Source organism: Pseudomonas sp. FG86 (genome assembly GCF_057808775.1).
The window spans coordinates 1-11360 of record NZ_JBMDIS010000133.1 but is presented as its reverse complement, the minus strand read 5'-3'; the positions used below and the strand labels follow the sequence as shown (position 1 = coordinate 11360).

Genomic DNA, 11360 nt, shown 5'->3' with positions numbered 1-11360 from the left:
CAGGACGCCGGGTTAGCCGTCCTGGGCCAGGGATGGCCCATGACGGCGGCCCACGCTCCAAAGCCGGAGTGAGGGCACACCGAGCCTAAGCGAGGTGCCGAGTGGTGGGGCATAGACCTTTTGGTTACTTTTGGGGCGTTTGCCAAAAGTGACCCGCTGTAAGAGCGGAACCGCCAGTCGCCGTTACCGCAGAAATGGATATGTACTCAGTCAACCAGCCCATGTACTCATCACCCCAGCAACCAATACCCCCCCGCTCAAACCAACGCAATCCCCCCCACTATCACCACCCCCCACCCCACCATCGCCAAACGCCACCCCCAAGGCCCATGCCGCAATTCCATAAACCCATCCACAATCACCCACCCCTTCACCACCGCCAACCCCAGCACCACTCCCCACAGCCCAGACGCGCCAGTCAAGACCGTACCAACACTCAGCGCCACCAGCACCGCCCAACACACCACCACTCCCAGGGAACCTCCCATCCGCACCTCACCCAATCACATAGACCAACGGAAACAACACCACCCACACCAAATCCACCATGTGCCAATACAGCACCCCAGACTCCACCCCACTCAAGCCAGTGCCCGGATAAGCCCGCCGCCAACAACCCACCGCCAGCCACCCGAGAATCACCATCCCCAGCAGCACATGCAGAAAATGAAACCCGGTCAGAATCCAATACAAGGTGAAGAAGGTGCTGTGCTCCAGCCCCAGCCCGGCAGCGGCCAGGTGGGCGTACTCGCCGAGTTTGATCCCCACGTACACCAGTGCCACCAGCAACGCGCCCACCAACAACGCGCCGCCCTCGCGCGAGCGCCCCAGACGTACGCGCTGCACAGCCAACGCCGCGAGCAAGCCCGTGGTCAGCAGGCTCAAGGTCATCGCCAATCCCGTCGAGGTATCCAGCTGCGCGCGCCCGTCAGCAAACACCTCGGGCTTGAGTACCTGGGTCACGGCGAATGCCAGGATCAGAATCGCAAACACCGACAGCTCAGCGAGGATAAAAAACCACATCGCCAGGTCACCTGGCAGCCGGCGCGGTTCAGGCGAAGTGCACATCCACCACATCCATCAGCGCAGCCACGGTGAGGGGATCATCGCTCAGCGGTTCCGCCAGGCAGGCCAGGCACGCCTCGCGCGGGTTCATGCCGGCGCCGATCAGGCGTGCGGTGAAGATCAACAGGCGTGTGGACGCGACTTCTTCCAGGTCGTGCTGATCGAGGCGACGCAATGCCTGGCCAAGACGCACGATCTGGGCGGCGAGCGCTGCGTCCACGCCGGCCTCACGGGCGACGATGCGTTCCTCGTCGGCCACTGGCGGGTAGCCGAAACGCAAAGCGACGAAGCGCTGGCGCGTGCTGGGTTTCATGCCCTTGAGCAGGTTCTGGTAACCAGGGTTGTACGACACCACCAGCATGAACGACGACGGTGCCTTGAGCACTTCGCCGGTGCGTTCCAGATAGAGCTCGCGACGCTCGTCGGCAATCGGGTGCAGCACCACGGCGGTGTCCTGGCGCGCCTCGACCACTTCGTCGAGGTAGCAGATACCGCCTTCGCGTACGGCGCGGGTCAGTGGGCCGTCCTGCCACCAGGTGCCCTCGGCGCCGATCAGGTGGCGGCCGAGCAAGTCGGCGGCGCTCAGGTCGTCGTGGCAGGCCACGGTGTACAGCGGCAGGTTCAGGCGGTGCGCCATGTGCTGTACGAAACGGGTCTTGCCACAGCCGGTCGGGCCTTTGATCAGCACCGGCATGCGGTGGCGCCAGGCGTGTTCGAACAGCGGCTGTTCGTTATGCAGCGGTTGGTAGAAGGGCTCGGTCATCACGCGTACTCACAACGGGTTCGACTGCCACGCTAAGGGCCCCTGCGACAACCTGGCAAGCACGCACACCGGCAAACTTGATCGCCGTCAAGCGAACATTGCGACGCGACACCCTAGTCTTGCCGGGCACTAAGAACCTGCGCTCTACCCTGCCTTCGCCGGGCATCGCAAAGGTCTTGCCTGAGGAGAAATGGAATGCTGACTCGCAACAGAAAAACCTGGGTATTGAGCCTCGCCAGCTTGAGCTGCGCCCTGGCCCTGGCCCTGCCGATCACGGCCCATGGCGACGCGGCGGCAGGCGTGGTGAAAACCACCGGTGCCCCCGATATGAGCCAGGCTGACTTCGACGCCTCCAAGCAGATTTACTTCGAGCGCTGCGCCGGTTGCCATGGGGTATTGCGCAAAGGCGCCACCGGCAAGCCGCTGACACCGGATATCACCCAGGCCCGTGGCCAGGCGTACCTGGAAGCGCTGATCACCTACGGTTCTCCCGCCGGCATGCCGAACTGGGGCACCTCCAACGCGCTGACCAAGGCGCAGATCAGCACCATGGCCACCTTCATCCAGCACACTGCGCCCACCCCGCCGGAATGGGGCATGGCCGAAACCCTCAAGACCTGGAAAGTGCTGGTCAAACCGGAAGACCGTCCGAAAAAACAACTGAATAAACTCAACCTGCAAAACCTGTTTTCGGTGACCTTGCGCGACGACGGCAAGATCGCCCTGGTGGACGGTGACACCAAGCAGATCATCAAGCTGATCGACACCGGCTACGCCGTGCATATCTCGCGTATCTCGGCTTCCGGTCGCTACCTGCTGGTGATCGGCCGCGACGCCAAGATCGACATGATCGACCTGTGGCCGCTGGAGCCCACCAAAGTCGCCGAGATCAAGGTGGGCATCGAGGCCCGCTCGGTGGAGACCTCCAAGTTCAAGGGCTATGAGGACAAGTACGCGATTGCCGGTTCCTACTGGCCGCCGCAGTTCACCATCATGGACGGTGAAACCCTGGAGCCCAAGCAGATCGTGTCCACCCGCGGCATGACCGTGGACAAGCAGGAATATCACCCCGAGCCGCGCGTGGCGGCGATCATTGCTTCCCACGAATGGCCGGAATTCATCGTCAACATCAAGGAAACCGGCAAGGTGATGCTGGTCAATTACCAGGACATCAAGAACCTCACCATCACCACCATCGACGCCGCGCCGTTCCTGCATGACGGCGGCTGGGACAGCACGCACCGCTACTTCATGACGGCGGCGAACAACTCCAACAAGGTCGCGGTGATCGACTCCAAGGAGCGCAAGCTCACCGCCCTGGTGGACGTCGGCAAGACCCCGCACCCCGGCCGTGGCGCCAACTTCAACCACCCCAAATTCGGGCCGGTATGGGCCACCAGCCACTTGGGCGACGGCGGTATTTCGGTGATCGGTACCGACCCGGTCAAGCACCCGCAATATGCCTGGAAACAGGTGGAATCCCTCAAGGGCCAGGGCGGCGGTTCGCTGTTTATAAAGACCCACCCCAACTCCCATCACCTGTACGTCGACACCACCCTCAACCCTGACGCCAAGCTCAGCCAATCGGTCGCCGTGTTCGATATCAACCAGCTGGACAAGGGCTACACCGTGCTGCCGATTGCCGAGTATTCCGGGATCAAGCAAGGCGCCCTGCGCGTTGTGCAACCGGAATACAACAAGGCGGGCGATGAGGTGTGGTTCTCGGTATGGAACGGCCAGACTGAAGAGTCGGCGCTGGTGGTGATCGATGACAAGACCCTCAAGCTCAAGCAGGTGATCAAGGACAAGCGCCTGATCACCCCGACCGGAAAATTCAATGTCTACAACACCCAACACGACATTTATTGAGCCCCATCAACACGAGATCATCCAATGAAAAATACTCTCCTCGCACTGCTGGCGTGCACGGCGGCCATCGGCCTGCAACCGGCGCTGGCGCAAGACGGCCACGACCTGTTCAACAGCAAGCCCTGTGTGGGTTGCCACACCATCGACAGCAAACTGGTGGGGCCGGCCTTGATGGATGTCGCGGCCAAGAATGCCGGGGTGAAAGACGCCGCCGCGACCCTGGCCAGCCACATCAAGAACGGCACCCAGGGCAACTGGGGGCCGATTCCGATGCCGCCGAACCAGGTCACCGATGACGAAGCCAAGGTGTTGGCCGATTGGGTCCTGACCTTGAAATAACCACAAGGAGCACGTCATGCACGCATCGATAATCGGTACCGCCATGGCGTTGTTCCTGCTGATGCCCGCGCGGGCGGCGGCCACCCCGGACGCTGCCCGCCTTGAACACCTGCTGACCCAGGACTGCGGCGCCTGCCATGGCCTGCACCTGACCGGTGGCCTGGGCCCGCCCCTCACCCCCCTGGCCCTCGCCGACCACAGTCGCGACAGCCTGATCGCCACTGTCACCTACGGCCGCCCTGCCCGCGCCATGCCCGGCTGGGGCCCACTGCTCAGTGCCGGCGATATCGCCTGGCTGGTCGACCGCCTCTTGCAAGGAAGCCCCGCACCATGATGCGTCCCGCCCTGTTATCCCTGTGCCTGTTGCTCGGCGCCTGCACTCAGCCCACGTTGCGCGGCAGTGGCGACCTGGGCCTGGTGATCGAACGTGCCAGCGGCAGCGTGCAGATCATCGAAAGCACGGGTATGACCGAACTGGCGCGCATCGAGGGGCTGGGCGACCTGTCCCATGCCTCGGCGGTGTTTTCCCGTGACCAGCGTTTCGCCTATGTGTTTGCCCGCGACGGCGGTTTGACCAAGGTCGACCTGCTGACCCAGCGTATCGAGCGGCGCATCGTCCAGGGCGGCAACAGCATTGGTGGCGCCATCAGCCAGGATGGCCGCCTGATCGCCGTGTCCAACTATGTGCCGGGCGGGGTCAAGGTGTTCGACGCCGACACCTTGCAACAGGTCGCGGATATCCCCGCCACCGCCCTGCCCGACGGCAAGCGCTCACGGGTGGTGGGCCTGGTGGATGCGCCCGGCCAACGCTTCGTGTTCAGCCTGTTCGACACGGGCGAAATCTGGAGCGCTGACTTCAGCCACGGCAACGCGCCGCGCATCACCCGCTTCAAGGACATCGGCGAGCAACCCTATGACGCGCTGATCACCGCCGATGGCCGCTACTACATGGCCGGGCTGTTCGGTGAAGACGGCATGGCCCAGCTCGACCTGTGGCACCCCGAGCGCGGCGTACAGCGCGTGCTCAAGGACTACGGACGCGGCCAGGCCAAACTGCCGGTCTACAAGATGCCCCACCTGGAAGGCTGGGCCGTCGCCGACAACCAGGCCTTCGTACCCGCCGTGGGTCGCCACCAGGTGCTGGTGATGGACGCGCGCACCTGGCAGCAAACCGCCGCGATCGCGGTGGCCGGCCAACCGATTTTTGTCACCGCGCGCCCCGACGGGCGCCAGCTGTGGGTCAACTTCGCCTACCCGGATAACGACCGGGTGCAGGTGCTCGACAGCGAGACCCACCAGGTGGTCGCCGACCTGCGCCCTGGCCCCGGTGTGCTGCATATGGAATTCAGCGGGCGTGGCGAGCAACTGTGGCTGTCGGTGCGCGACGGCGAACAGGTGCAAGTGTGGGACCCGTACCGCCTGACCCTGCTGAAGACATTGCCGGCCCAGAGTCCCAGCGGCATTTTCTTCAGCCTCCGTGCGCAAAAAATGGGGTATTGAGATGGACCTTGATCGGCTCAGCCAGCAATTGATCGAACGCTTCCAACACGGCATGCCTCTGTGTGCCGAGCCCTACCGGGAAATGGCCCAAGTGTTGGGTTGCCGCGAGGCCGAGGTGATGGCGTGCCTGCAACGCCTGGAACTGGCCGGCGCCCTGTCGCGCATCGGCCCGGTGTTCGAGCACACCCGCGCGGGGGCCAGCACCCTGGCGGCGCTGGCGGTACCGGTCGAACGCCTGGAGCAGGTGGCCTTGCGGATCAACCAATATCCAGAGGTCAACCACAACTATGCCCGCGACCATCACTACAACCTGTGGTTCGTGCTGACCGGGCCGCACCGCCAGCACCTGGAGCAAATCCTCGATGAGCTGGAGAAAGACACCGGCCTCACCCCGCTGGATTTGCCGATGCTCACCGCCTACCGCATCGACCTCGGGTTTTCCCTGGGAGAACACCCGTGATCACGCCGCTGACCCAGGAACAAATGCTCGACCTGCGCCAGTGCCTGGAGCGCGGTTTGCCTATCGTCACGCGGCCTTATGAAGACCTCGCCGAACAGATCGGCGCCCATCACGACCAGGTGCTGCAACAGATGCAGCAATGGCGCGACCAGGGCTTGTTTCGCCGCGTCGGCTTGGTGCTCAACCACCGCGCCCTGGGCTATGTGGCCAACGCGATGCTGGTGCTGGATGTGCCGGATGCGCTGGTCGATGAGGTCGGCCAGCGCCTGGGCCGCGCGCCGGGGGTGAACCTGTGTTACCAGCGTCCCCGGCGCCTGCCGCAGTGGCGCTACAACCTGTTCTGCATGGTCCACGGCCGCGAGCACCGCGCGGTCGAGGCGCAGATTCACGCGCTGCTGGAGCAGCAGCTGCTCAGCGACCTGCCCTATCAACTGCTGTTCAGCACGCGCGCCTTCAAGCAATGCGGCGGACGTTTTGCCCCACCCCCTTCGCAGGTATGGGCCCATGGATGATCTTGATCGACGCCTGATCAATCGCCTGCAACTCGGCTTGCCGCTGGTGCGCGAACCTTGGCAGCAGGTGGCCGCCGAACTGCACAGCCGCCCCGGTGAAGTGCTCGACCGCCTGCATGATTTGCTCGAAGACGGCGTGCTCACGCGCTTCGGCCCGGTGTTCGATATCGAGCGCCTCGGCGGCGCCTTCACCCTGGCCGCGCTGGCCGTACCCGAGGCGCGCTTTGACGCCGTCGCCGAGCAGCTCAACGCCCTGCCCCAGGTCGCCCACAACTACCGCCGCGAGCACCGCTGGAACATGTGGTTCGTGCTCGCCTGCGCCACCGAGACGGAGTTGGCCGCCACCCTGTCGCGCATCGAGGCCCTGACCGGGTTGTCGGTGCTCAACCTGCCGAAGGAGCACACCTACCATGTCGGTCTGTATTTCCCGGTCTGACACCCCCCTGGCCCTGCGCCTGGTCGCCCTCACCCAAGGCGGCCTGCCGCTGGTGGAAGACCCGTGGGCCTGGCTCGCCGAGCAGTTGGGCATCAGCGTCGAATCGACCCTCGACCTGCTCAAGCGCCTGCAGGCCGAAGGCGCGATCCGACGTATCGCGGCGGTGCCCAACCACTATCGCCTGGGCTATCGGCATAACGGCATGACGGTCTGGGACGTACTCGACACGCAACTGCCGCGCCTGGGTCAACTGCTCGGTGCGCAGCCGTTTGTCAGCCATTGCTATCGGCGTCCGCGCCGCCCCGGCTGGCCCTACAACCTGTTCGCCATGGTGCATGGGCGCAGCCGTGAGGAAATCGACAGCTACCGCGAACACCTGCGGTTCCTGCTGGGGGATGCCTGCCGCGCCGACGAGATGCTGGTGAGCAGCCGCATCCTGAAAAAAACCGGCCTGCGCCTGCCGCCGGCCCACTCGTAGGAGCGCCCCATGCTGCGGATCAGTCAGTACTTGCGTACCCTCGCCGGCCAATGCCCGCCACCCCGTACATCGCCGCCCGGCAGCGATCGGCCGCCGGTGGTGATCTGGAACCTGCTGCGGCGCTGCAACCTCACCTGCAAACACTGTTACGCCACCAGCGCCGACAGTGTGTTTCGCAATGAACTGGACACCCCGGCGGCCCTTCAGGTCATCGATGATTTGCAGGCCGCCGGGGTGCGTGTGTTGATCCTGTCCGGCGGCGAACCCATGCTGCGCGAGGACCTGTTCCAGCTCAGCGCCTATGCCCGCGACAAAGGTTTTTTCGTGGCGCTGTCGACGAACGGCACGTTGATCGATGAGCACACGATCCGGCAGGTTGCCGACGCGCAGTTCGACTACGTGGGCATCAGCATCGATGGCCTGGAGGCGACCCACGACGCCTTTCGCCAATTGCACGGCAGTTTCCAGCGCTCGATGCACGCCATCCGCCTGTGCCGCGAGGCCGGGATTCGCGTGGGCCTGCGCACCACCCTGACCCAGGACAACCACGCGCAGTTGCCGCAGTTGCTGGCGCTGATGCGCACGTACGATGTGCAGAAGTTCTACCTGTCGCACCTCAACTACAGCGGGCGTGGCAAGCGCAGCCGCCAGTTGGACGCGCACCGGCAGATGAGCCGCGAGGCCATGCGGTTGATTTTCCAGCAGGCCTGGAACGATATCGAAAACGGTATCGACAGTGACTTCGTCAGCGGCAACAACGACGCCGACGCCGTGCTGTTGCTGCAATGGGTCCACCAGCATCTGCCCCAACACTACCCCCAGCTGGAGCACCTGCTGCACAACTGGGGCGGCAATGCCTCCGGCAGCGGCATCGCCAATATCGACAACACGGGCGAGGTGCACCCCGACACCTACTGGTGGCAGCACTCGGTGGGCAATGTGCGCAACACCACCTTCCGCCAACTCTGGCTGGACCAGCCCGACCCGTTGCTGCTGCGCCTGCGCGAACACCCGCGTGCCATCGGTGGGCGTTGTGCCGAGTGCCATTGGTTGCCGATCTGCAACGGCAATACGCGCACCCGCGCCTGGGCCGACGGCGACCTCTGGGGCCCGGACCCCGGCTGCCACCTCAGTGACGCCGAGATCGCCCAGCGGCCCTCCCCCTGATCCCTGGCGCGACCACCCGGTGACACAACCGGGGGCGCTGCCTACCTGATGAAGAACCAAGGACGTCTCATGCACACTTCAACCGCCCTACCTGCCAGTTTGCACAGCCCCTTCCACCCCGGCGAAGTCGCGTTGGTGGGCGCCGGCCCCGGTGACCCGCGCCTGTTGACCCTGCGTGCCTGGAGCTTGTTGATGCAGGCCGATGCCGTGGTGTTCGACCGCCTGGTCAGCGCCGAGCTGCTGAGCCTGATCCCGCTGACCTGCGCGCGCCACTACGTGGGCAAGGCCAGCGGCTGTCACAGCCTGCCCCAGGACCAGCTCAACGAACTGCTCGCCGACCTGGCCGACCAGGGGCAACGGGTCGTGCGCCTCAAGGGCGGCGACCCCTTTATCTTCGGGCGCGGTGCCGAAGAGCTGGAATACCTGCTGGCGCGGGGCATTCCTTGTCAGGTGGTGCCGGGTATTACCGCGGCGTCCGGGTGCAGCGCCTATGCCGGCATCCCGTTGACCCACCGCGACCTGGTCAACTCCTGCCGCTTCGTCACCGGGCACCTGCAACGCGACGGTGCCTTGAAATTGCCCTGGGCCAGCCTGGCAGAGCCGAGCCAGACGCTGGTGTTCTACATGGGCCTGTCCAATCTGGCGCTGATCGCCGAACACCTGGTTGCGGCGGGTTTACCGGGGGACACACCCGCGGCGCTGATCAGCAATGGTGCCCGCGCCGACCAGCACGTGGCCCGTGGCACCCTGCGCCAGTTACCGACCCTGGCCGCCGACTGCGAGCCCGGGGTGCCGACCCTGACCGTGATTGGCCACGTGGTCAACCTGTTCGCCGACACCGCCCTGCACTTCCCCGCCAGCCTGACCCCGGCCCGTGAAGCGGTGGCGGTATGAAACGCCTGCTGCTGGTGCCGCTGCTCTGGGCCTCGGCCGCCCACGGAACGCCGGCCGAGGACTACCAACGCCTCTGCGCAGGCTGCCACGGCCTCAACCGCATCGGCGCCAGCGGCCCGGCGTTGCTCCCGGAAAGCCTGGGGCGGATCAAGCCGGAGGAAGTGCGCAAGGTCATCGAACAAGGCCGCCCCGCCAGCCAGATGGCCGCGTTCGCGCCACAGCTGAGCGCGGCACAGATCGACGGCCTGGCGAGCTTGCTGCAACAGCCGCCCGATTCGCCGGTGAGCTGGGATGAGCAGGCTATCCGTAGCAGCCACACGGTATTGGCGGATGTGAGCCGCTTGCCCACCACACCGCAACATCACGCCGACCCGCTCAACCTGTTCGTGGTGGTGGAGTCGGGCGACCATCACATCGACATTCTCGACGGTGACACCTTTACCGTGCTGGACCGCTTCCCCACCCATTTTGCGGTGCACGGCGGGCCAAAATTCTCCCCCGACGGGCGTTTTGTGTACTTCGCCTCGCGCGACGGCTGGATCAGCCAATATGACCTGCACAACCTCAAGCTGATCGCCGAAATCCGCGTCGGGCTCAATACCCGCAACCTGGCGGTGAGCAAGGACGGGCGCTGGGTGCTGGCGGGCAACTACCTGCCGGGCAACCTGGTGCTGCTGGATGCGCGCGACCTGTCCCTGGTCAAGACGCTGGACACAGCCTCCCGCGTCAGCGCGGTCTACACCGCGCCGCCGCGCAACAGCTTTATCGTGGCGCTCAAGGACGTGAACGAAGTCTGGGAGTTGTCCTATGCCGCTGCCCAGCCCAGCTTCGAACCCCGGCGCATCCAGGCCCAGGACGTGCTTGATGACTTTTCTTTCTCCCCGGATTACCGCCAACTGGTGGCCACCTCACGCAAAGCCGGGGGCGGCCAGGTGATTGACCTGGACAGCGGTCGGGTGGTCACCGATATCCCGCTGTCCGGCATGCCGCACCTGGGTTCGGGAACGTATTGGCAACGCAATGGCCAGTGGGTATTTGCCACGCCGAATATCAGCAAGGGGCAAATCTCGGTGATAGACCTCAAGACCTGGACGCTGATCAAACAGATCCCCACCCTCGGGCCAGGCTTTTTCATGCGCAGCCACGTGAACTCGCGCTATGTGTGGAGCGACGTGTTCTTCGGGCCGGACAACGATGCGATCCACCTGATCGACAAGCAGACCCTGGAGATCGCCCACACCCTGCGGCCGATGCCAGGCAAGACCGCGGCCCATGTGGAATTCACCCGGGATGGCCGCTACCTGCTGCTGAGTATCTGGGCCACCGACGGCGCGTTGATCGTGTATGACAGCCAGACGCTGAAAGAGATCAAGCGCATCCCCATGAACAAACCGTCGGGCAAGTACAACGTGGGGAACAAGGTGGAGTTTGCCGAAGGGACATCACATTGAGCCATGGTGTTCAAAGACTGCCTCCTCCCACACTTAACCGAGTACAGCAGGCACAACTTCGGTCGGTTCCAGGGCCGCAAAAACCAGAACAAAAGCAGACTCAGATCTACCTGATAGATACAGATCCAAATGTGGGAGAGGGCTTGCCCCCGATGGCGCCGGGTCAGTTAATAAATAAGTGACTGACACTCCCTCATCGGGGGCAAGCCCCCTCCCACATTTTTTATCGAGTACACCAGGCACAACTCCGGTCGGTTCCAGGGCGGCAAAAGACAGAGCAAAAACAGACTCAGGTCTACCTGATGGATGCAGATCCAAATGTGGGAGGGGGCTTGCCCCCGATGGCGCCGGGTCAGTTAACAACTAAGTGGCTGACACTCCCTCATCGGGGGCAAGCCCCCTCCCACATTTTTTATCGAGTACACC

At 64.2% G+C, this 11360-nt stretch carries 14 protein-coding genes; 11 read left to right on the top strand and 3 right to left on the bottom strand.

Annotation, left to right across the window (positions count from 1 at the left end; all coding sequences use genetic code 11):
- Positions 1-257 precede the first annotated feature (257 nt).
- From ACODSV_RS34550 to ACODSV_RS34540, 3 genes are read right to left on the bottom strand one after another with little or no spacing between them, the layout of a single operon-like run.
- Positions 258-488, bottom strand: a complete 231-nt coding sequence (locus ACODSV_RS34550; RefSeq protein ID WP_150055276.1) for a cytochrome C oxidase subunit IV family protein — start codon at positions 486-488, stop codon at positions 258-260.
- Between the two features lie 7 nt (positions 489-495).
- Positions 496-1068, bottom strand: coding sequence for a cytochrome c oxidase subunit 3 (locus ACODSV_RS34545; RefSeq protein WP_150055275.1), 573 nt, complete (start codon positions 1066-1068; stop codon positions 496-498).
- Complete coding sequence (locus tag ACODSV_RS34540) at positions 1052-1828, bottom strand: CbbQ/NirQ/NorQ/GpvN family protein (RefSeq protein WP_041160914.1); 777 nt, start codon at positions 1826-1828, stop codon at positions 1052-1054. The genes ACODSV_RS34545 and ACODSV_RS34540 overlap by 17 nt, the downstream gene beginning before the upstream one ends.
- Before the next feature lie 195 nt (positions 1829-2023).
- Here ACODSV_RS34540 and nirS point away from each other — a divergent pair, with 195 nt between their 5' ends.
- The 11 genes from nirS to ACODSV_RS34485 all read left to right on the top strand — a co-directional run bounded on the left by nirS (position 2024) and on the right by ACODSV_RS34485 (position 10934).
- The gene (nirS, locus tag ACODSV_RS34535; protein ID WP_069076383.1) at positions 2024-3697 is read left to right on the top strand and encodes a nitrite reductase; all 1674 of its coding nucleotides are present in this window, start codon (positions 2024-2026) and stop codon (positions 3695-3697) included.
- 24 nt (positions 3698-3721) lie between these two features.
- A complete protein-coding gene (locus ACODSV_RS34530) occupies positions 3722-4036 on the top strand; it encodes a c-type cytochrome (protein ID WP_150055274.1) in 315 nt (104 codons plus the stop codon).
- Positions 4037-4052: 16 nt separating this feature from the next.
- The gene (locus ACODSV_RS34525) at positions 4053-4370 is read left to right on the top strand and encodes a c-type cytochrome (protein ID WP_024074996.1); all 318 of its coding nucleotides are present in this window, start codon (positions 4053-4055) and stop codon (positions 4368-4370) included.
- A complete protein-coding gene (locus ACODSV_RS34520) occupies positions 4367-5536 on the top strand; it encodes a cytochrome D1 domain-containing protein (RefSeq protein WP_150055273.1) in 1170 nt (389 codons plus the stop codon). The genes ACODSV_RS34525 and ACODSV_RS34520 overlap by 4 nt, the downstream gene beginning before the upstream one ends.
- Before the next feature lies 1 nt (position 5537).
- Positions 5538-5996, top strand: coding sequence for an Lrp/AsnC family transcriptional regulator (locus ACODSV_RS34515; RefSeq protein ID WP_024074994.1), 459 nt, complete (start codon positions 5538-5540; stop codon positions 5994-5996).
- Entirely contained in the window at positions 5993-6508 is a 516-nt protein-coding gene (gene ahbB / locus ACODSV_RS34510) for a siroheme decarboxylase subunit beta (RefSeq protein ID WP_150055272.1), read from the top strand. The genes ACODSV_RS34515 and ahbB (ACODSV_RS34510) overlap by 4 nt, the downstream gene beginning before the upstream one ends.
- On the top strand, positions 6501-6944 hold the full coding sequence (locus ACODSV_RS34505; protein ID WP_489047383.1) for an Lrp/AsnC family transcriptional regulator: 444 nt from the start codon (positions 6501-6503) through the stop codon (positions 6942-6944). Before ahbB (ACODSV_RS34510) ends, ACODSV_RS34505 begins: the two co-directional genes overlap by 8 nt.
- Positions 6919-7422, top strand: coding sequence for a siroheme decarboxylase subunit beta (gene ahbB / locus ACODSV_RS34500; RefSeq protein ID WP_150055271.1), 504 nt, complete (start codon positions 6919-6921; stop codon positions 7420-7422). Before ACODSV_RS34505 ends, ahbB (ACODSV_RS34500) begins: the two co-directional genes overlap by 26 nt.
- Before the next feature lie 9 nt (positions 7423-7431).
- Complete coding sequence (gene nirJ / locus ACODSV_RS34495) at positions 7432-8589, top strand: heme d1 biosynthesis radical SAM protein NirJ (protein WP_150055270.1); 1158 nt, start codon at positions 7432-7434, stop codon at positions 8587-8589.
- Positions 8590-8658: 69 nt separating this feature from the next.
- Complete coding sequence (cobA, locus tag ACODSV_RS34490) at positions 8659-9483, top strand: uroporphyrinogen-III C-methyltransferase (RefSeq protein ID WP_024074989.1); 825 nt, start codon at positions 8659-8661, stop codon at positions 9481-9483.
- Positions 9480-10934, top strand: a complete 1455-nt coding sequence (locus tag ACODSV_RS34485; protein WP_102625672.1) for a nitrite reductase — start codon at positions 9480-9482, stop codon at positions 10932-10934. Before cobA ends, ACODSV_RS34485 begins: the two co-directional genes overlap by 4 nt.
- Positions 10935-11360: the final 426 nt, after the last annotated feature.

Coding starts and splice junctions, on each gene's coding strand:
- ACODSV_RS34550 (WP_150055276.1), bottom strand. CDS start 488: ATGGGAGGTTCCCTGGGAGTGGTGGTGTGTTGGGCGGTGCTGGTGGCG.
- ACODSV_RS34545 (WP_150055275.1), bottom strand. CDS start 1,068: ATGTGCACTTCGCCTGAACCGCGCCGGCTGCCAGGTGACCTGGCGATG.
- ACODSV_RS34540 (WP_041160914.1), bottom strand. CDS start 1,828: ATGACCGAGCCCTTCTACCAACCGCTGCATAACGAACAGCCGCTGTTC.
- nirS (WP_069076383.1), top strand. CDS start 2,024: ATGCTGACTCGCAACAGAAAAACCTGGGTATTGAGCCTCGCCAGCTTG.
- ACODSV_RS34530 (WP_150055274.1), top strand. CDS start 3,722: ATGAAAAATACTCTCCTCGCACTGCTGGCGTGCACGGCGGCCATCGGC.
- ACODSV_RS34525 (WP_024074996.1), top strand. CDS start 4,053: ATGCACGCATCGATAATCGGTACCGCCATGGCGTTGTTCCTGCTGATG.
- ACODSV_RS34520 (WP_150055273.1), top strand. CDS start 4,367: ATGATGCGTCCCGCCCTGTTATCCCTGTGCCTGTTGCTCGGCGCCTGC.
- ACODSV_RS34515 (WP_024074994.1), top strand. CDS start 5,538: ATGGACCTTGATCGGCTCAGCCAGCAATTGATCGAACGCTTCCAACAC.
- ACODSV_RS34505 (WP_489047383.1), top strand. CDS start 6,501: ATGGATGATCTTGATCGACGCCTGATCAATCGCCTGCAACTCGGCTTG.
- ahbB (WP_150055271.1), top strand. CDS start 6,919: ATGTCGGTCTGTATTTCCCGGTCTGACACCCCCCTGGCCCTGCGCCTG.
- nirJ (WP_150055270.1), top strand. CDS start 7,432: ATGCTGCGGATCAGTCAGTACTTGCGTACCCTCGCCGGCCAATGCCCG.
- cobA (WP_024074989.1), top strand. CDS start 8,659: ATGCACACTTCAACCGCCCTACCTGCCAGTTTGCACAGCCCCTTCCAC.
- ACODSV_RS34485 (WP_102625672.1), top strand. CDS start 9,480: ATGAAACGCCTGCTGCTGGTGCCGCTGCTCTGGGCCTCGGCCGCCCAC.